This is a genomic window from Pseudomonas sp. (assembly GCF_035277045.1).
Classification (GTDB): domain Bacteria; phylum Pseudomonadota; class Gammaproteobacteria; order Pseudomonadales; family Pseudomonadaceae; genus Aquipseudomonas.
This window is the reverse complement of record NZ_DATELE010000324.1, coordinates 1-19,858: the sequence shown is the minus strand read 5'-3', so window position 1 is coordinate 19,858 and position 19,858 is coordinate 1. Positions and strand designations below refer to the sequence as shown.

The window sequence follows — 19,858 nt, the reverse complement described above, 5'->3', positions numbered from 1 at the left end:
CTTGCAACGATCTCGCTCACCGGCACCTGCTGCACCAGCGAGGTACCCAGGTCCAGGTGCGCGGCGCGGACCAGGAACTCCAGGTATTGCACGGACAGTGGCCGGTCGAAGCCAAGGCTGTGGCGCAGCATCTGGATATCGGCGAGGCTGGCGTTCTCGGGCACCAGCAGCAGCACCGGGTCACCTGCCAGACGCTGCAGGAAGAACACTAGGGTGATCACTCCGAACAGCGTCAGGGCCGCATGCCCCAGGCGATGCAAGAGCCGGCGGGTGGAGCTCATTGCGACCACGCCATGCGGTTGATGAACAGGCTCTCGTTGGCGGTGGGCTGCCATTGCAGGGATTTGCTGGCGCCGTACAACGCGACCGACTGGAACAGCGGGATCATTGGCACCTGCTCGTTGATGCGCTGGTTGACCTGGCGATACAGCGCCGCGCGGCGCGGCTCATCCAGGGTGGAGCGGGCTTCGAGCAAGAGGCGGTCGCTTTCGGCGTCGTGGAAGTTGGAGCTGTTGGATTGGCTGTACAGCAGGGGATAGAGGACCCCGTCCGCATCCTGGCAAGCGCACGACCAGCGGCCGAAGCCGAGGTTGCCGTCCTGCTTGGGGTCTCCCTGGGAGCGCTGCAGGAAGGTGGCCATGTCGGCCATGCTGATGCGCACCTTGAAACCGACCTCTTCAAGCATCTGCTGCAAGGCCTGGATCACCCGCTGGTCGAACACCGGGGTAGTGGAAAGCTCGAGTTCCGTGCCGGGACCTGCCGCGGCCAGCAGCGCCCGGGCCTGGTCCGGGTCATGGATGCTGGGTGGCAGCGCATCGCTCCAGCCGATATGGCTGGGCGTGAGCATCTGGTTGAGCGGACGCTCACGTCCGCCGAGCAAGGCCTGGTTGATCGCGTCCCGGTCGATGGCCAGTGCGGCGGCGCGGCGGACCTGCAAGTTGTCGAACGGCGGCTTGCTCGGGTTCAGGCGCAGGAATGCTACCCGTTCGGTCGCAGCGCTGAGCAGACGGGCGCGTGGGCTATTGGCGAGCTGACCGGCCTGATCGCTGTCCAGTGACACCGCCAGGTCGGCCGTCCCGCTTTGCAGGTCGGCCTGGCGCGTCGCCGCGTCCGGTACCGCGCGGAAGTTCACGCGCTCGAACACGCCGGCTTTGCCCCAATAGTCGGGGTTGCGCTCCAAGATCACGCCGACACCACGCTGCCAGCGGCTGAAGCGGTACGGGCCGCTGCCAATCGGGGCGGCATTGAAGGCCTGGTCACCCATCTTCTGCACGACCTGCCGAGGCACGACGGAAAGCTTCACCAACTGCGCCAGCAGGCCCGGGTAAGGGCCATCGGTGCGAATGCGCAGCGTTTGCGGGTCCATCACCTGCGTCGAGGCAATCTTGTCGAACTGGCCACGCTGGGGGCTGGCAAAGGCGGGATCGAGGATGCGCTGGATGCTGAAGGCGACGTCGTCGGCGGTGAGTGCGGAGCCGTCGTGATAGCGCACGTCATTGCGCAGCCTGAACTCGATTTCGCTGTCGCTCAGGTACTTCCAGCTCACGGCGATCTCGCCCTGGATCGCTCCCGCGTCATCACGGGTCAGCAGGTTGTCGAAGACGTTGCGGTAGACGTAGTAGCTGTCCGGGTTCCACTGGCGATGCGGGTCGAGTGTGGCCGGCTCGTTGACCAGGTCGACGACCAGTTGCTCCTTGCTGGCAAGGGCGGGCCCTGCCAGCGCGCCGAGCAGGGCCAATACCAATAAGCGTTTCATTCCTTTTGCTGCGCTCCCTGTTGCTTGCTGTGGCCGACTGCGGGCCTGGCCTTGCCGGTGCCTTGTGCCTGGCGGCGCTGACGCGGCGTCGCGGGGCTGCTGTCACTGGCAAGGTTTGCCGAGGTACTCAGCAGGCAGTCGGTGATGTGACGCTGGTAGTGTTCGATGTTGTCGAAAAGCGCGGTGCGGGCGGCGGTTTCGTCGCCGCTGGCCAGTGCGCTGAGCAATGCATGACGGCTGTCTGGCTGGTAATGCACCTGGACCTGGTCGAAGAAGTTCACGATGCGCGCGGCCTGGTTCCAGGCGTCGAGCAGCCAGCGCTGCAGCAGTCCGCCACGTTTGGCGGCAAGCAGCTCCAGCAGCTGGCGTTCCGCGCTGCGTGCGGTCATCAGCGACTGACGATCCTCGCGCCCTCCGAGCGCTTCGATCATCTGCGACAGGCTTTCAGCCTGTTGTTTTTCCTCTGGGTTCAGTCGCACCTGTGCCAGCACCGGCTCGAGCGCCCGGCGTGCCTGGATCAGCTCGCCGATGGCAGCCCCGCTGACAGGCGTCACCCGCCAGCCACGGCGAGCGTGGGCGGCGATCAGCCCCTCGGCGGCAAGGGTTGTCAGGCTCATGCGCACGGCCGCCCTGCCCAACGCGAAACGCTCGGCGATCTGCGCCTCCGAGTGTTCCTCCCCCGGACGCAGCTCACAGCTCAGCAATGCATGGCGCAGGCGCTTGAGGGCGAAGTCGGCCTTGGGCTCTACATCGCGATGAGGTGTACTGAGAAACGGCGAGTTGGTGTCAAGCATAGGTGGCTCCTGTAGCTCTGTGAGATCTCAATATCTGTTTAAAGAGATCCCATGGGAAAGAATTTAAAATTATAGTCATATGCGATAACGGTTCTGGAGCGACTGTTTCGATTCGTCGATACTCGGCCGCCGCGACCGACTGCCAGGACGATCGGCAGGCCATGACAGAAACCTCTGAATGGGTAGCAGGAGCAGGATCAAACCAAGGACGCGCCAGACAGGGCACCCGCTCATCCGCGCACCGACAATCGTTAAGGGATTTCCATGTCTGGAACGCGTTTCACGCTCAATACTCTGGCGCTGGTCATCAGTGGCCTGTCGTTTCATGCCCTGGCCGATGAACAGGCCCCCATCGCCGTTGAGGCCGCGACGGCCAGCGACACACAGCTTGGCAATGTGGTGGTGGTCGGTAGCCGGCGCAGTGATCTCACGGCGTTGCAGAGCGCGGTGCCCGTGGACGTGCTGACCAGCGAGCAACTGGTGTCCAGTGGCGCGACCAGCGTCTCCCAAGCCCTTGCCAAACTCTCGCCGTCGTTCAGCTTCCCCCAGCAGGTCGCGGGCGGTTACGCCGCCTCGGTGCCTCAGGGCGGCTCCCTGCGCGGGCTGGCCTCGGACCAGGTACTGGTGCTGGTCAACGGCAAACGCCGCCACACCGGGGCCAACATCACCCGCCAGGCACTGCCTACAGGCCGAGGCGCAGTGTCGGTCGACCTCAGTCTGATTCCGCTGGCTGCCGTGGAACGTATTGAGATCCTGCGCGATGGCGCATCTGCGCAGTATGGCTCGGACGCCATTGCCGGGGTGATCAACATCGTGCTCAAACAGGCGGACCAGGGCGGCAAGCTGGGCTTTCGCTACGGCCAGTACGCCAAGGGCGACGGCGAGAATCGTCTGTACAGCGGCTGGAAAGGCTTTGCCTTGCCCAACGACGGCTTCCTTACCTTGAGTTTCGATGCCGGTGGTTCGGAGTCGGCCAGCGTTACCTCGCGCGACACCCGCAAGTTCTACCCCGACACCACCAGCCTGAGCGATCCCCGCGAGACCAATGCCAACCGGCACTGGAACTACGGGCCTTCGGAAATCCGCGACCGCTACAACCTGGTGGCCAACGCTGAAGTCGGCCTGGCCACGGGCTGGAGTGCCTATGGCTTTGCCAGCTACGGGCATAAGCGCACCTTGGGCGACCTGCTGTTCGATACCCCCAATGCGTTGCTGAACAACTATGGCACCGATGCGTATGAGCGGTTTCCCGATGGCCGCGCGCTGGTCAACGCCTACACCGTCGACGACTACGCGGGCACCGGCGGCCTGCGCTATGAGGACGAAACTCTGGGCAATTTCGACTTCGCCCTCAACTACGGCCGCAACGAGGTCAGGTCGGCCGATGACAACGCGATCAACTACAGCTGGGGCGCGGCCAGCCCCCAGCATTTCTACACGGGCAAACGCGTTTCAGACCAAAGCAACGCCAGCCTGGACTGGATCAAGGAAGTCCCTATTGGCTGGCTTGCCCGCCCCCTGACGGTTTCCGCGGGCGTGGCGTATCGGCACGAAAGCTACGAGCTCAGCGCCGGCGATGCGCCCGCCTGGCAGAACGGTATCTATTTCAATACCCCGGACCGCACCACGGGTCGGCCGATCCCGGGCTACTACTCGGGCATCACCAACGTCGATGAAACATCGCTCACTCGTAACGTGTGGGCCGCCTACCTGGACCTCGAAGCGCAGGTCACCGACAGGTTGCAGGTGGGTACCGCAGTGCGTTCGGAACGCTATTCGGACTTTGGCAGCACCACCAACGGCAAGCTGTCGATGCGCTACGACTTCACCCCCAGCGTCGGCCTGCGCGGCAGCGTCAGCTCGGGTTATCGCGCCCCGGCGGTGCTGCAGAGCGGTTATTCCTCGTTTGCCTACGAGATCAACGGCAGCGGCGCGATCCAGCAGCAGCGCACCCTGCGTCCCGACAGTCCCGAGGCAGCCCTGCTTGGCGGCAAGGCACTGGACCCGGAGAAGTCGCAGAGTTTCTCGCTGGGCCTGGTGTGGCAACCGCTCGACAATGCTTCGGTGACGCTGGATGCCTACCGCATCGACGTCCAGGACCGTATCACGCTGTCCGACCAGCTGACCGATGCGACCACTGGCGGCGCGGTCTCACGCGCGTTCACTGGCACGGCCTACAGCGACATCCGCAACGCGGTGTTCTTCACCAACGCTCCGGACACCAGGACCCAGGGCTTCGAACTGGCTGGCAAGTACCAGTGGGACCTGCAGTCGCTCGGCAGTGTCGACCTGAGCGCAGGGTATGCACGCAACCGGACCGAGATCACCAAGCTGCGTTCGGTGGGCGGTATCGCCGGCGACCAGGTGATTGGCGCCGCCACCCAGACGCTGATCGAAAAAGGTGCGCCGAAGGACAAGTTCACGGCCAGTGCCTACTGGCAGTACCGGCAGTGGGACGTCACCCTGTCCGGGCGCCGTTATGGCCAGTGGACCACGGCGGTGAGCAACAGCCCGCTGACCATTCAGAGCTTTGGTGCGCAATGGCTGGCGGATCTGAACGTCGGCTATCGCTTCGGCTCGGGGCTCAAGCTCTCGGCAGGCGCGGTCAACCTGTTCGACAGCAAGCCGGACAGCGCCGACTATCGAGGTCCGTCAGGGGCGATCAAGTACAGCAGCGGCAGCCCCGAGGGCAACCAGGGCGCGTTCTACTACACCTCGATCGATTATGAGTTCTGATGCGCGCAGGACGCGCGACGGCGTCGCGGCCGATCGCGTCCTGCTTGTCGCGGTCCTGCAGAAGCGGGTTTGCCCGCTCACCCCAGAAGGTGCTTTGAGATCAGCCTGGAAATCTCGACGATCGCCGTCCTGCCGGTGAACTCGAACCGGACCTTGCCCAGGGACGAGAAATAGACCTCCAGTTCCGAATCCAGGTCGAACGTGCCGGAGGTCTCCACCGAGTACGCGACGATGTTCTTGTAGGGCAGGGAGGTGAAATCCTTCTTGCTGCCGGTGATGCCCTGAACGTTGACCGCGATGATCCGCTTGTTGGTGAAGACCACGCCGTCACGCATGGACTTGTAGGCATCGATGACCTGTTCGCCGTCCAGCAGCAGGTCCCTGACGCGCTCGGCGTACTCATCGTTCTGCTTGAGCTTGAAGAAGCCTTTGTTGTTGAAGTCGATCATTTCCCTGCATTCCCTATGAGGTCAGAAGTGGTAGCCATCGGACGTCGATTGTAGGGCGAAGACTGGCGGTTGGGCACGGTTATATCGATATAGCCAAGGTGTCTTGCCGAGGGTCCAGGGCCCCTTGCCGGCTGGCCTGCTTGGCGCTTAGCTAATCGATGGCCTTGACTCGGCCCGTGCGCCGATCCGGCCAGACCCTTCCATCCAACAATGGCGCGCGGACCGCCCGAAGGATGACGGCCGCGCGGATACAATCAGGTGCACGCCATGAGCACACCCCTGGATCTGAAAGCGTTGAAGGCCCGCCAGCAGGCGGCATGGGCCAGCGGCGACTACGCCGTGATCGGCACCACCTTGCAACTGGTCGGCGAACGCCTGGCCGAGGCCTGCGACTTGCGCTGGGATGAACAGGTGCTGGATGTCGCCGCCGGCAACGGCAATGCCACCCTGGCCGCGGCGCGACGCGGCTGCCAGGTCACCTCCACCGACTACGTCCCGGAGCTTTTAAAGCGCGCGGAGGAGCGCACGCGGGCCGAGCGTCTGAACAATGTGGTATTCCAGGCCGCCGATGTCGAGGCGCTGCCGTTCGATGACAGGACGTTCGATGCGGTCATCTCGACCTTTGGGGTGATGTTCGCCCCTGATCAGGCGCAATCGGCCAAGGAAATGATCCGTGTCTGCCGGCCCAACGGGCGGATCGGCCTGGCCAACTGGACGCCCCAAGGCTTCATCGGGCAGATGTTCAAGACGCTGGGGCGGCACATCCCGCCACCGGCGGGGGCGCTGCCGCCGTCTCGCTGGGGAGATGAGGAACAGCTGCACCAGCTGTTCGGGGATGCCGCCGGGTCAGTCAATGTGACCCGCCAGCATTTCAATTTCCGCTATCGCTCGGCGGCGCATTTCATCGAGGTATTCCGGACCTGGTACGGGCCGGTGCACAAGGCCTTCGCGTCACTGGAAGGCGACGCCGCCAGCGCGCTGGAAAAAGACCTGACCCAGTTGCTGAACGACAGCAACGTGGCCGGCGCTTCGTCGCTGGTGGTGCCCAGTGAATACCTGGAGGTTGTCATCCGGCGGCGGTGAGGGCGGGCCTTCGGTGGCCTGGGCGCCTGGGCAGTGCCAGGCGCCCAGGCGCTTGCCGTCACCCCGTACGGCTGTTGCGAACGGCACCCTGGCGGGCGACAAATTCACTGATATTGTCCACCGCGCTGTCCATCAGCTGCTGCATGGCGTCCTCGCTGCTCCAGGCGATGTGCGGGTTGAGCAGGAAGTCATCGCGGTCGATCAGGGCAAACAGCGGGTTGTCCGGACGCAGCGGTTCGTGTTCGACCACATCCAGCGCCACGCCACCCAGGCGATCGTGCAGCAGTGCATCGATCAGCGCCGCTTCGTTGACCACGCCGCCGCGCCCGGTATTGACCACCAGCGCATCGGGCTTCATCAGGGCCAACTGCGGGGCATCGATCAGGTTGTAGGTTTCAGGCGTCAACGGGCAGTTGATCGACAGCACATCGCAGTTCTTGAGCAGTTCGGCCAGCGGCCGGCAGTCGGGGCCCGTGCGCTTGCCGCCGCGATCCTCGAACAGCACCTGCATGCCAAAGGCCCGCGCCAGGTGCGCCAGGCGCAGGGCGATCGGCCCGCTGCCGATGATCGCCAGCTGCTTGTCGCGCACATCACGAATGCGATGGTTGAAGTAGATGTTCTGGTAGGCCGCCTCGCCCGCATGCACCTGGCGCATCAGCCGGGTAAAGGCCGCGGGGCGGCGGAACAGCTCCAGGATCATCGCCAGGCTGTGCTCGGCGACGGTGTTGGCCGCGTAACCCGGTACGCTGGAAACCTCGATGCCGTGAGCGTCGCAATAATCGACGTCGACGATGTCGCGCCCGGTGAGTGCCAGGGAGATCATCTTCAGCTTGGGTAGCTGGCGCAGATGCTCCTCGCGCAACGGCACGCTGCAGGTCAGGGCGACGGTGGCGTCTTTCAGGTGCTCAAGCACCTGGTCCGGGTGGGTATAGGCGAACTGCCGCCAGCTGTGTTCACAGTCCGGGCGTTTCAGGCGGGTGGAAGGCGCCAGGCCCTCGTCGTCGAGAAAAACGATCTGTTCGGTCACGATCGAATCCTTATTTCTTCTGCGCCGGCACATAGCCGGCCGGGGCCATGGCAACCAGCTGGCGGGTCACGAAACCGGCGTCCTGGTCATGGTCTTCGAGGGACTCCTTGCGCACCAGGGCATCACGCACCATGTGCGCGCCAAAGAAGCGGAACGGCTCTGGCGGCAGCAGTTTCATCTTCTGGTTGACCAGGCCACAGTTGGCCCATTCATCATTGGCGTGCAGGACCAGTGACTTGATGATGCGGCTGGCGAACACCGTGGTGGCCACGCCGTTGCCGGAAAAACCGATGCCGTAGCTGATGTTCCGATGGTGGTCGAGGTAGCCGAAATTGGGCAGGCCCTTCATCGCCCGGTCGATCGGACCGGTCCAGCTGCTGACCACGGGCACGTCCTGCAATTGCGGATACAGGCGGCGCAGTTCGGCGGCGACCTTGTCGGCTGCCGGCGAGGGCTTTTCATACAGGTTGCCGATGCGCCCGGCATAGGCGAACTGGCCCAGCGGCTTGCCGAACACCACGCGGCCGTCCGGCGTGTTGCGCCAGTAGTTGAGCACGGTGCGCGAGTCGGTCATGCATTCGCCACCCCTGAAGCCGATGGCGTCGAGCTTGGCCTTGACCGGGGCGGTGGCCACCATGTCGCTGGACATGATCGCAATCATCCGGCGCAGTTCCGGGAACTGCGCGCCCCAGGCGTTGAGGGCCAGCACCACTTGCTTGGCCTTCACATGCCCTTTGGCGGTGTGCACCACCGGATTGGCGCCGCGTTCAAGGTGCGTGAACGGCGATTTCTCGAAAATCCGTACGCCGAGCTTCAGTGCCACGCGGCGCAGGCCGCGGGCGAGCATGGCGGGCTGCACCGTGGCCGCATTGGGATCAAAGATACCGCCCAGCACCAGTGGCGAGCCGACCCGGCCGCGAATGGTTTCGCGGTCCATTTCCTGGAACGGGTTGACGTCGAGCTTCTGCAGGCCGTCGGTGAGCACGCGCCAGGAATTCATCTGACGCTGGTTGGTCGCCGTCCACAGCCAGCCATCCTTGCGGTACTGGGCATCGATGCCGTGCTCCTGGCAGAAGCTGCCGATCTCATCGATGGCCGACTCGGCGGCTTCGCAGATCCGCCGTGCCTCGACGTCACCGCAAATGGTGCGCACCGACAGGTACTTGCCCCACCAGTTGGTGGCGACGCCGCCGTTGCGGCCGCTGGCGCCGGAGCCGCAGCGGTCGCGTTCGACGATGACAACGGTCATTTCCGGGTGGGCCTGTTTCAGCCGGATCGCCGACCACAGGCCAAGGAAGCCGCCGCCGACGATGCACACGTCGGCCTGAATCGAATCCTGCAGAGCAGGGGCCAGATCGCTGTCCAGGTCAAGCGCCTGGGCATACCAGAATCCACGGTACATAAGGGGTGCCTTTGAGCAGGTATTGTCTTGTAGGCACATGATGCGAGCGGGGCGGGCTGCGCACTATGACGCGGGGGACAATTGATAGAAGAACGCTGCTGGGGGGATTACATAATGGCTGCGGTGCCGCTCTTGTTGGAGCTGTCCATGGTTCATGACAACCCCTGTGGGAGCGGGCTTGGCCCGCGATGGGCCGCGAAGCGGCCCCAGAATCGAACAGGCGCTGCAAGATCAGCCAGCTGTACTGGGTGGTCCCTGCCACCGCGCACACCGTACTCATGCGCCCCGGCGAGCGCGTAACCCTTCACATCTGGCCGAAAGCCTGGATCTCGATCCGGTAATCCGGCGTGGCCAGGGCCGCGCCGACACAGGCACGCGCGGGTGGCTGGTCGCCGACCCAGGCATCATAGACTTCGTTCATCGCCGCGAAATCGCCCATGTCCGCCAGCCAGATCTGGATGCGGGTGAGGTGCGCCTTGCCGGCGCCGACCTGCGCCAGCCACTGCTCCAGCTGCGCCAGCACGCAGCGGGTTTGCGCGGCGATGTCGCCAGGCGCCAGGGCGACGATACCAGAGGTCTCGATACGCCCCTGCACCAGCACCAGCTGGCTGGCACGCGGGCCAGGATTGATACGTTCGATCATGACCACATCCTCAGAACAGCACGTAGGTCTTGCGCAGCGGTTCACGAATGTCCCACACCCCCTCGCAGTTCTCCGGGAACAACACGGCATCGCCCGCACGCAGTTCGACCGGATCGCCACCGTCGGGGGTGAAGGTGCACCAGCCGCTGACGATATGGCTGAATTCACGGTTTTTCAGGTGACGACGGAACACGCCCGGGCTGCTTTCCCAGACACCGATGCTGGCGCCAACGGCGTCATCGGTCTGGGCCTGGCCGGTGGCGGCCACGGCAACGGGTTCACCGATCGGCAGGCGGGCGGGGGCGGTCTCGCCCAGGGGCGATGCGGCGGCGTTGCGAACGACGGTCAGGACTTGGCTCATGAAGATTTCCTTGCTGCAGCAGTTTGATAGGCGGTTCGTACTTTTGCATCGCCTTTGCCGGCGTGCATATAACGAAACGGACCAGTCATCGAATGCCGCGCGGCCCGGCGCCGCTTTGCACGCCACGGGATAATACAAATTGACCGGACCATACAATTCAGGGACCGACCACAGGACTAGAGTTCAGCGTATTCGGCAGCGCAAGACTGCCGAAGCTGTGCCGTTCAATCTGCCGCAATCCAAGACAATAACCAGAAAAGGTACGCGAAGATGTGCGAGTCCACTTTCACCCGTCGTTTGTTGCAGTGCGCCTCGGCCGTGGCGTTCAGCGTGGTCTGCCTGGGCGCCAGCGCCTCCGCGGACAAACCGGGGGAGGGGGTGAAGATCACCCCTGCGTTCCCGACGGTCGATGAAGAGCGCTTCCGCGGCGAAGTCGCGGTGGCGGGCCTCCGCGAGCTGGGCTACCAGGTCCAGAAACCCAAGGAAACCGAGTACGCCACCATGGTCCTGGCCGTCGGCTTCGGTGACGCCGACTTTACCGTCAACGCCTGGGACAAGCTGCACGCGGCCTTCTACGAGAAAGCAGGCGGCGATGCCAACATGCTGAAGGTGGGCAACATCCTGCCAGGCATCTTGCAGGGCTACCTGATCGACAAGAAAACGGCTGACCAGTACAACATCAAATACATCACCGACATGAAGAAACCGGAGATCGCCAAGCTGTTCGACACCGACGGTGACGGCAAGGCCGACATGACCGGCTGCAATCCGGGCTGGGGCTGCGAGCTGGTGATCGAACACCAGATCAAGGCCTACGACCTGGAGAAGTCGGTTCATGTGAACCAGGGCTCATACTTCGCCCTGATGGCCGACACCATCACCCGTTTCAAGGAAGGCAAGCCGGTGTTCTATTACACCTGGATCCCGCAGTGGGTAGCGGGGGTACTCGTCGAAGGCCGGGATGTGGTGTGGCTGCAGGTGCCCAGGACAGACCTGCCAGGTGGCGATAACAGCGTCGACACCGTCTACGAGGGCAAGAACCTGGGCTTTGCGCTGGACAAGGTTCAGGCGCTGGTGAATCGCACGTTCGCCGAGAAGAACCCCGCGGCGGTGAAGTTTCTCTCGCTGATGCAGATTCCGGCGGCGGATGAGAGCGCGCAAAACCTGAAGATGCAGCAAGGGGAGAAGTCCATGGCGGATATCCAGCGCCATACCCGGGAATGGATCACGGCGCACCAGACGCAGTTCGATGGCTGGGTGAAAGCGGCGCGCGCGGCGGCGACCCAGGCCAGCAACCCGTGACAACAACGGCACTCGGACGCTGAACGCGAAAAGGCCGGCTTGATGCCGGCCTTTTCATTTCTGTCACGCCCAGATATCACCAATGGTGAACCCTTCGGTAAACGGGTCGTCATGGTCCAGCACGTAGGTGTTCAGGCCGTAGATCCAGCTTCTGCCGGTCACGGTCGGCACCACCGCCCTCTGTGCCCCGATCGTGGTTTCCTCGATCAGCCGGCCGGTGTAGACGTTGCCGATGATCCCCTGATGACGGAAATCCTGGTTCAACGGCAGCTCGCCCTTGGCATGCAGCGTGGCCATCTTGGCGCTGGTGCCGGTGCCGCACGGGCAGCGGTCGAGGGCGCCGGTCCAGGTGGCCGGGTTATCCCAGGAGAAATCGCCCGATGCCATGGTGACCACGTTCTTCCAGTCGGCATTGGGGTCTTCGCTGGGGCCGGACAGCTGCGAGATGGTGATGCCCACCCCGGGGTATTCGGGGTGAGCGACCGGCAGTTGCTCGATCGCCGCCTGGCGGATCATCGACGACACGCGGGCGATCTCGGCACCGTGCTGCGGGATCAGCTCCAGGCCCTTGAACTGGCGCACATCGGCGATCACGTAGAACATCCCGCCCCAGCCCACGTCGACCCGCACCTTGCCCAGGTGCGGCACGTCGAGGGTCGCGTCCAGGTGCGCGGCGAAGGCCGGCACGTTCTGGAAAGTGACGCCCTTGACCTTGCCATTCTCGCACTGGGCCTTGATCCGGATCAGCCCGGCCGGCGCTTCCAGCACCAGCTCGGTCAGCGGCTCCTTCATCGGCAGCAGGCCCATCTCCAGCAGCACGGTGACCACCGAGATGGTGTTGCCGCCGGACATCACCGGGTATTCGATCTGTTCCATGATGATGTAGCCCGCGTCGGCTTCCGGATGGCACGGCGGCACGATGATGTTGCAGCAGTGCGCCGGATAGCCGCGCGGCTCGCGCAACATCAGTTTGCGCAGCTGGTCGTCGTGTTCTTCCAGCCATTTCATCTTCGCGTGCACGGTGTTGCCTGGGATGTGCGGAACGCCACCTGTGATCACCCGCATCGGGGTACCGGCATGGGTGTCGACGGCGTGGATGGTTCTCTTGAAAGACATGCTGTGCTCCTGGGTAAGGGGTGAGTTCAGGCGGCGCTGGCTTTGGCCAGGTCCAGCGAGCGGGTTTCGGGGGCCATCAGCCAGGTGAAGAACAGGCCGACCATGGAGATGCCGAAGGCCGCGATCATGGTGTTGGCGATGCCGATAGAGGACAGCGAGACAGGTACCAGATAGGTCCCGACCGCCGCCCCGATGCGCGACAGGGACGTTGCCAGGCCCACCGCCGAACCGCGGATTTCGGTCGGGAACAGCTCGTTGGGGTACACATACTGCAGCACCTGCGCCCCACCGATGAACAGTGCGTAGCTGCCGAACAGCACCAGGGTCAGCACGGCAGCGCCATCGGGGAACAGCCCCAGCAGGAGCAGCGCCAGCCCGGACCAGAAGAAGCTGTGCATCAGCATGTTTCGTCGGCCCAGCGGGTTGATCAGCTTGACCCCCAGCAGGCAGCCCAGCACGAAGATCACCGTGATCGCCACCGCCCCCCAGGCGGCCAGTTCACCGGTCAGGCCCATGGCGGCAAGGATCTTCGGAGCGAACGCGTAGATGGCGAACTGCGGAATGATCGAGCAGGTCCAGAAGACGCTCACGAAGAATACCCGCTTGCCGTAGCTTGAGTGGAACAGCGACCAGGCCGTCACCTTGCGTTGTGTGGACGGCTCGGGCAGGTCGTGGATGGAGAATCCGTCACCGTAGACTTTCTTGATCACCGCGTCGGCTTCCTGCATGCGGCCCTTGCTCACCAGCCAGCGTGCGGACTCCGGGGTGCCGGCCCGCATGACCAGGAACAGCACCGCCGGCACCACCGCGCTGGCCAGCGCCCAGCGCCAGGCCTCCGGCCCCATGCTGCGCAGGATCAGCTCACCGGCGACATAGGCCACCGCCGCGCCGACGAACCACATCATCACCAGGCTCGCAAGGATCGAGCCACGCTGTTTTCTCGGCAGGAATTCGGCGAGCAGCGACGTGGCCAAGGGATGGTCGGCGCCAATCGCGACGCCCAGCAGCAGGCGCAAGGTGATCAGGGCCCACGCGGAGGTCACCCAGAACTGGCCGAGCGAGAACACTGCCAGCATGACCAGCACCAGCACGTACAGGGTCTTTCGCCCGAGCTTGTCGGTGAACAGGCCGCCCACGAAACCTCCAAAGAACATGCCGATCAGCGAAGCGGCGGCGACCAGGCCTTCCTGCAACTGGGTAAGTTGCAGTGCCTGGCTAAGTTGAATGAGGACGACGCCGATGATGCTGAGGATATAGCCGTCGAGAAAAGGGGCGCCTGATGAATACAGAGCGAGTTTCCGGTGGAAACTGTTCAGCGGCGCATCTTCCAATGAAATATGGAGTTTGTTGGTCATGGAGTCCCTCTTGCCACGCAATACCGGCCGCATCATTCAAAACATCGAATAATGTGCCCTGTTGTTTTTAGAGTGTGTGCTGCGGAGTTCATCGGCGTCGCGCCTGGCCGTGGCGGTTCGCGATGTGGAGGGAAATATCGCACTGCGCGGACATCGCCGATATAACAGCGATGACTCGTTATGGGAGATTCGCAACCGTGTCATGGGCACGGCGAAGCGCCGGTGAAGCCGCGAGCAGGCTTCACCGGGGGATGGAACACCCGCTATCAGCCCGGCTCGACCAGGCGCGCCTGCTCGGGGACAACCACCGGTGCCGTGGCCAGCTCGGCGTTCGCGCCCAGGGCCCGCAACAGGCTATAGCCCGCCAGCCCCATGTAGAGGGCGATCGGTAGCCCGATCACGATGCTCGCCATCTGGATCGCCACCAGCCCGCCCGCGATGATCAGGCTTGCCGCGATCGCGCCTTCCAGCACGCACCACAACACCCGCAGCCAGTTCGGCGGATTGATGCTGCCCACCGCGTTGAGCATGCACAGCACCTGGGTGCCTGCATCCGCCGCGGTGACGAAGTGCACCGCCAGCAACAGGCAGATGATGATGCTGAGCACGCCGCCCAGGGTCTTGCCGTCCAGGCGTTCCAGCAGGGTGAACATCGCCGTGGTGGTTTCCTGGCGCGTGGTTTCCAGGATCGGTCCGCCGGTGAACGGGCCGGCCGCGGTCTGTTCGGCGACCGGCAGGTCGTGGTAGGCCTGGCGGGCCTTCTGTTCATCCTTGAGCGCCGTGCCGCCAAACACCGCCATCCACAGGATGGTCACCAGCGTGGGCACCACCAGCGCCCCTGCCACCAGTTCACGAATGGTGCGGCCCCGGGAAATCCGCGCGATGAACAGCCCCACGAACGGCCCCCAGGTCATCCACCAGGGCAGGTAGAAGGCGGTCCAGCTGTTCTGCCAGCCGCTGTCGCTCTGGCTGTCGGTCCACAGGCTCAGGCCGACGATGTTCTGCAGGTAGTCGCCCGTCGATTCGAACAGCAGGTTCATGATGTAGTGGGTGGGGCCCAGGGCGAGCACCACCAGCATCAGTCCCAGCGAGATGAACATGTTGAGCGTCGACAGGCGCTTCATGCCCCGCGACACCCCGGCGATCAGCGAGACGGACGCGATCACCGTCACCACGGCAATGATCCCCAGCTTGAACGACAGGCTCACCGGCACGCCGAATACCTGGTTCAGGCCGGTGTTGATCTGCTCGACCCCCATGCCAAGCGACTTCGAGACTCCGAACGCCGTCACGGCGGCGCCGATGATGTCGACGGTGTGGCCGATCGGGCCGTAGATGCGCTTGCCGATCAGCGGGTAGAGCACCGAGCGCAGCGCCAGCGGCAGGCCTTCGCGGTAGGCGAAGTAGGCCAGGCCAAGGCCGATGATGGTGAAGATCGCCCAGGGATGCAGGCCCCAGTGGAACAGGGTGATGCGCATCGCCATCGACGCGGCCTGGTCGCTCAGGCCCGGGGTGAAGGGGTTGCTGGCGTAATGCAGCACGGGTTCGGCGACCGACCAGAAGATCAGCCCCACGCCCATGCCGGCGCTGAACAGCATGGAGATCCAGGCGGCGAAACTGAACTCGGGCTTTTCGTCGGGACGTCCGAGTTTCAGGCTGCCGTGACGGCTGAAGGCGATGTACACCAGCACACCGAGTACCCCGCTGACCAGGGCGATGTAGAACCATTTGAGGTTGGCGAGGATGGCGTCGGAGGCATTCTTGAACACCCCGGCGGCCTGGTCGCCCTGGGCTGCGCACAGGACCACGAACGCCATGACCAACAGCAGCGACCCAATGGTCACCACGGGGCTCAGGCCCTTGAACGGGCCAGCTTTTGCACGCATCGGCTATTTCCTTTTTATTTTTGCAATGCCGGAGCCTGGAAATCGGAAAAGGCGCCCGAAGGCGCCTTGTCAGAGGTCGATCACCAGATCTGAAGTCGGGCGGCTGCAGCACAGCAGGCGCAGGCCCTTGTCGATTTCACGCTGGCGGATGCCGCCGTTGTGCTTCATTTCGACGCTGCCTTCGAGCAACGCGGTCTTGCAGGTGCCACAGACACCCTGGCTGCACGATGAGGGGACGACCGCGCCGGCCATTTTCGCCGCGCTGAGCACGGTCTGGTCGGCGGTCATGGTGAAGGTCTTGCCCGAGCGCGCCATGCGCACGGTGAAGGTGTCCTGGGCTTGGCCCGGGTCGCCGCAAGGCGCTGGCTCGGCCACCGCTTCGGCCGCGATGTCGAAGCTTTCCTGGTGGTAGCGCGCCAGGTCGAAACCGGCGTTGCCCAGCAGTGCCCTGGTGGCGTCCATGTAGCCTTTGGGGCCGCATGTGAACACCGAGCGCTCCAGGAAATCGGGGATCCGCCGCTGCAGCTCCTCGAGTGACAGCCGCCCGACCGGGCCGTCCCAGTCCGGCTCGTCGCCCAGGCCCTCGCAGAAGAACAGGGTGCGCAGGCGTGGCATGGAGCGCTCGAGGCGCGCCAGCTCTTCCCGGAAGATGATGTCCTTCGGGGTACGAGCGCTGTGCACGAAGACGATGTCGAGGTCGGCATGCAGGTCGGCGGCGGCGCGGGTCATCGCCATGAGCGGGGTGATGCCGGAGCCGGCGCTGAGGTACAGCAGCTTGCGCGCGGGGCCCGCCACCGGGGTGAAGATGCCCGCAGGACCCGAGGCCGCGATGGCGTCGCCGGCCTTGAGGTTATCGTGCAGCCAGTTGGACACCGGGCCACCCGGCACCCGCTTGACGGTGATCGAGAAAGTGAACGGGCGGGTCGGCGTCGACGACAGGGTGTAGCAGCGCGACACGCTCTGACCGTCGATCACCGGCGAAACGGTGAGGAACTGCCCGGGTTCGTAGGCCAGGGCCGGATAGTCCGGCGCATGGAAGGTGAAGGTCTTCACGTCGTGGGTTTCAGCCACGACGCTCAGGCATTCGATGCGTTTGAGCTCGCCGCTGGGCCATTGGGCGCAGTGGGCGGCCCAATGGTCGGAGTCGACGAAGCGCTGGTCCGCGCGCAGGCTGGCGATGTTCTCGAACTGGGTCATGGCCGTCATACCCCGTGCGCCTGGAGGCGGGCGTCGTACCAGCGCAGGAACTGGTCGACGTACGGCTCGGTGAATTCTGAGTAGGGGCCCGGAATGTAGGCCGGATCCTGGGTGCCGCTGTGGGTGATGGCGACCAGGTCGGCATCCTGGCGGGTGGTGGCGACCCACACCTCGGTCAGGCGCTGCAGGTCGTAGTCGACCCCTTCCACGGCGTCCTTGTGCACCAGCCATTTGGTGCGCACCAGGGTGCGGTCCGGCGACAGCGGGATGATCCAGCTGATCATGGCGTGGTCGCTCATCACGTGGGTCCAGGCATTGTTGCCCCACAGGTGGGTGTCGCCCAGGTCCTTGCGGCTCAGGTTGCCGAGCAGCCGGGTGCATGCCACCTTGGTGTCCAGGGTCTGGGATTCGCCGCTGCCGGCGATGATCATGCGCTGGGTGCGGAACTGCGTGGCGGCGTGGTCGTCCAGGTGCTCGAAGGTTTCATACAGATGGCCTTCGCTGGCCCAGTTGGCTTCGATGCCAGCCTTGCGGACTTGATAGGCATCATAGGAGGCGCGCTGTTCCTCGCTCATCTCCTCAAGACTCACGCCCAGGTCTTCGGACTGGTAGGACACCAGCAGTTCGGGGTGGGTGCCGTGACAGTGATAGCACTCGCGGTTGTTTTCCATCACCAGTTTCCAGTTGCCGTTCTCGACATAGTCGAGCTCATGGGCAATCCGGGTATTGGCCAGGTCATAGGGCGCGAAGCGCGCGCCCATGATTTCTTCCTGGACCGCGATGTCCTCGGGCGGGTTGTCGCCCAGGCAGACAAAAACGTGGGTGCCGATCACCTTGCAATGCACCTGGATCAGGCTGCGGCATTTCGGGTCGAAGCCCTTGCCCATGTGCGCGGCGTGCTTGAGGCTGCCGTCCAGGTCGTAGGTCCACTGGTGGTAGGGGCATACCAGCATGCCGACGGTGGATTTGCCGGGCGCCTTGAGGCGGGCGCCGCGGTGGCGGCAGACATTGCGGTAGGCGCGGACCTGCTCGTCGTCATCGCGCAGGACGATGACCGATGACTTGCCGATGTCGGTGGTGAAGACATCCCCCGGCTCGGGAATATCGGCGGTCACTGCGACAACGATCCAGTGTTGGGTGAAGAATATATCGACGTCGGTTTCAAAGATGTCCTGACGACTGAACACTTCACCGGGCATGCCAAAGCCGGGTTGCCGGGAAGCAACAACTTCGCGGTGAGTTTTAATAGGCGCAATGCTCATTATTGTTCCTCAGGCACTTTCTTGTAAGTATTGAATGCGGCGTGTGCGAGGATTATCTGAGTGGGTAAAAAACCCGTCAATGCGCTTATTTTTTAGTTTCGCATTACATTAAGTCATGGGGTGTTCTTGATAATGCCGAGAGCGGAGCGCGATCCTGCAGCCAGCGGATTACCGCCCAGGCTTCGGGCGTGGCGGGGCGCCCGTCGGGGATGATCGCGTAGTACGCGTCGGTCGGCCTCACCGAAAACGGTTCAAGCCGCACAAGTTCGCCACTTTCCAGCAGATGCTCGACCACGCGCCCCCAGCCCAGGCCGATGCCATGCCCGTGGAGCGCGGCGTGCACCACGTCGGCATGCAGGTTGCCGCGCAAGGTGTAGCGCAGCTTTTGCCCGCTCAGACCGAGCTGCCTGAACCAGCCTTGCCAGTTCATCCAGCCTTCGGAGGTGGAGTCGGAATCCAGCAGGCCAGCGCCGGCCAGTTCCTCCAGGCGGGTAGGCGCGGGGTTGCGGGCCAGCCAGGCGGGGGAGCAGACCGGGAAGATTTCCTCATCGAACAGGCGGATCACTTCGCCGTCCTTCCACTGGCCGTTGCCGTAACGCACGTAGAGGTCGGCGTCGCGGGTGCGCAGGTCTCCGGTGAACATCTGCGTGGCCAGGCGCAGCTGGAGGTCGGGCATTGCGGCGCGCAGTCCGGCCAGCCGGGGCATGATCTGGAACTGGGAGAACGAGGCGGTGACGCCGAGGGTGATTTCCTTGCAGCCGCTGCCTTGGTTGATCTCGTCGAACACGGTGGCGATCTTCTGCAACGACTCGGAGATGACGGCGAACAACGCCTGGCCCTGATGGGTCAGGTCGATGCTGCGGTGCAGGCGGTGGAACAACTGCGCCCCGACGTTTTCCTCCAGCATCTTGATTTGCCGGCTGACCGCGGCCTGGGTGACACCGAGCTCCTTGGCGGCCTCGGTGAAGCTTTTGAGGCGGGCGACGGACTCGAACTGCAAGAGTGCGGTCATCGACGGGATGATCCGTCTGTAGCCCTTGGATTTGCTGCCAGTTTCCTGGATGTTCATTGTTGTTGTTCTCGGGCATGTGCGGTGAGCTCGATTGCGGGACCTGCCCGCTCACACAGGGACTGGACCCTGCGGAGCGGGATTGTTCCGCGATGCAGCTCTTATGCCAACTGATATGTGGTCTTTACCCGCGTAAAGAATTGCCGCGCATGGGTTCCCTGCTCGCGCGACCCGAGGCTCGAGGCCCCGTTGCCACCAAACGGCACGTGATAGTCGACGCCCGCGGTGGGCAGGTTGACCATCACCATGCCGGCGCTGCTGTTGCGCTTGAAGTGTTCGGCGTGACGCAGCGAGGTGGTGACGATCCCGGCGGACAGGCCGAACACGGTGTCTTCGGCTGCCGCGAAGGCTTCTTCGTAGTCGCGAACCTTGAGCACGCTCAACACCGGCCCGAAGATTTCCTCCCGGTAGATGCGCATC

At 64.0% G+C, this 19,858-nt stretch carries 17 protein-coding genes and 1 pseudogene; 3 read left to right on the top strand and 15 right to left on the bottom strand.

Features of this window, described 5'->3' with window-relative positions; genetic code table 11:
• The 3 genes and pseudogenes from VJS90_RS21280 to VJS90_RS21270 form a co-directional block, all read right to left on the bottom strand.
• Positions 1-281: pseudogene (locus tag VJS90_RS21280) on the bottom strand (ABC transporter permease); the annotation flags it as partial.
• Entirely contained in the window at positions 278-1,756 is a 1,479-nt protein-coding gene (locus VJS90_RS21275; protein WP_324123602.1) for an ABC transporter substrate-binding protein, read from the bottom strand. The gene VJS90_RS21275 and the pseudogene VJS90_RS21280, both read right to left, overlap by 4 nt.
• Positions 1,753-2,550, bottom strand: a complete 798-nt coding sequence (locus VJS90_RS21270; RefSeq protein WP_324123601.1) for a GntR family transcriptional regulator — start codon at positions 2,548-2,550, stop codon at positions 1,753-1,755. Before VJS90_RS21270 ends, VJS90_RS21275 begins: the two co-directional genes overlap by 4 nt.
• Before the next feature lie 264 nt (positions 2,551-2,814).
• Between VJS90_RS21270 and VJS90_RS21265 the strand changes: the two genes are divergently transcribed.
• Positions 2,815-5,286: a TonB-dependent receptor gene (locus VJS90_RS21265; protein ID WP_324123600.1), complete on the top strand. Its 2,472-nt coding sequence runs from the start codon at positions 2,815-2,817 to the stop codon at positions 5,284-5,286.
• A gap of 77 nt (positions 5,287-5,363) precedes the next feature.
• Here VJS90_RS21265 and VJS90_RS21260 read toward each other — a convergent pair whose 3' ends face one another.
• Positions 5,364-5,735, bottom strand: a complete 372-nt coding sequence (locus VJS90_RS21260; protein ID WP_324123599.1) for a PH domain-containing protein — start codon at positions 5,733-5,735, stop codon at positions 5,364-5,366.
• Between the two features lie 267 nt (positions 5,736-6,002).
• On the opposite strand from VJS90_RS21260, the gene VJS90_RS21255 reads away from it, so the two are divergent.
• Complete coding sequence (locus VJS90_RS21255) at positions 6,003-6,818, top strand: class I SAM-dependent methyltransferase (RefSeq protein WP_324123598.1); 816 nt, start codon at positions 6,003-6,005, stop codon at positions 6,816-6,818.
• 58 nt (positions 6,819-6,876) lie between these two features.
• Here the strand turns inward: VJS90_RS21255 and VJS90_RS21250 are convergent, their stop codons facing one another.
• The 4 genes from VJS90_RS21250 to VJS90_RS21235 form a co-directional block, all read right to left on the bottom strand.
• A complete protein-coding gene (locus VJS90_RS21250; protein WP_324123597.1) occupies positions 6,877-7,845 on the bottom strand; it encodes an NAD(P)-dependent oxidoreductase in 969 nt (322 codons plus the stop codon).
• 10 nt (positions 7,846-7,855) lie between these two features.
• Positions 7,856-9,247: an FAD-binding oxidoreductase gene (locus VJS90_RS21245; RefSeq protein ID WP_324123596.1), complete on the bottom strand. Its 1,392-nt coding sequence runs from the start codon at positions 9,245-9,247 to the stop codon at positions 7,856-7,858.
• 304 nt (positions 9,248-9,551) lie between these two features.
• On the bottom strand, positions 9,552-9,890 hold the full coding sequence (locus VJS90_RS21240; protein WP_324123595.1) for a RidA family protein: 339 nt from the start codon (positions 9,888-9,890) through the stop codon (positions 9,552-9,554).
• A 10-nt stretch (positions 9,891-9,900) separates the two neighbouring features.
• Positions 9,901-10,251: a cupin domain-containing protein gene (locus VJS90_RS21235; RefSeq protein ID WP_324123594.1), complete on the bottom strand. Its 351-nt coding sequence runs from the start codon at positions 10,249-10,251 to the stop codon at positions 9,901-9,903.
• Positions 10,252-10,521: 270 nt separating this feature from the next.
• On the opposite strand from VJS90_RS21235, the gene proX reads away from it, so the two are divergent.
• The gene (gene proX, locus VJS90_RS21230; RefSeq protein WP_324123593.1) at positions 10,522-11,553 is read left to right on the top strand and encodes a glycine betaine/L-proline ABC transporter substrate-binding protein ProX; all 1,032 of its coding nucleotides are present in this window, start codon (positions 10,522-10,524) and stop codon (positions 11,551-11,553) included.
• A 63-nt stretch (positions 11,554-11,616) separates the two neighbouring features.
• Here the strand turns inward: proX and VJS90_RS21225 are convergent, their stop codons facing one another.
• From VJS90_RS21225 to VJS90_RS21195, 7 genes are all read right to left on the bottom strand, one after another.
• Positions 11,617-12,669: a proline racemase family protein gene (locus tag VJS90_RS21225; RefSeq protein ID WP_324123592.1), complete on the bottom strand. Its 1,053-nt coding sequence runs from the start codon at positions 12,667-12,669 to the stop codon at positions 11,617-11,619.
• Between the two features lie 26 nt (positions 12,670-12,695).
• A complete protein-coding gene (locus VJS90_RS21220; RefSeq protein ID WP_324123591.1) occupies positions 12,696-14,024 on the bottom strand; it encodes an MFS transporter in 1,329 nt (442 codons plus the stop codon).
• A gap of 266 nt (positions 14,025-14,290) precedes the next feature.
• Positions 14,291-15,910 (bottom strand): BCCT family transporter, encoded by a 1,620-nt coding sequence (locus tag VJS90_RS21215; RefSeq protein ID WP_324123590.1) that lies wholly within the window; start codon positions 15,908-15,910, stop codon positions 14,291-14,293.
• Positions 15,911-15,979: 69 nt separating this feature from the next.
• Complete coding sequence (locus tag VJS90_RS21210) at positions 15,980-17,107, bottom strand: hybrid-cluster NAD(P)-dependent oxidoreductase (RefSeq protein WP_324123603.1); 1,128 nt, start codon at positions 17,105-17,107, stop codon at positions 15,980-15,982.
• 5 nt (positions 17,108-17,112) lie between these two features.
• Positions 17,113-18,369 carry an aromatic ring-hydroxylating dioxygenase subunit alpha gene (locus tag VJS90_RS21205; protein WP_324123589.1) on the bottom strand — a complete coding sequence of 419 codons (1,257 nt, stop codon included), beginning with the start codon at positions 18,367-18,369 and terminating at the stop codon, positions 17,113-17,115.
• A 103-nt stretch (positions 18,370-18,472) separates the two neighbouring features.
• The gene (locus tag VJS90_RS21200) at positions 18,473-19,438 is read right to left on the bottom strand and encodes a LysR substrate-binding domain-containing protein (RefSeq protein ID WP_414704971.1); all 966 of its coding nucleotides are present in this window, start codon (positions 19,436-19,438) and stop codon (positions 18,473-18,475) included.
• Positions 19,439-19,539: 101 nt separating this feature from the next.
• A partial coding sequence (locus VJS90_RS21195; RefSeq protein ID WP_324123587.1) for an aldehyde dehydrogenase family protein occupies positions 19,540-19,858 on the bottom strand: 319 nt, incomplete at its 5' end.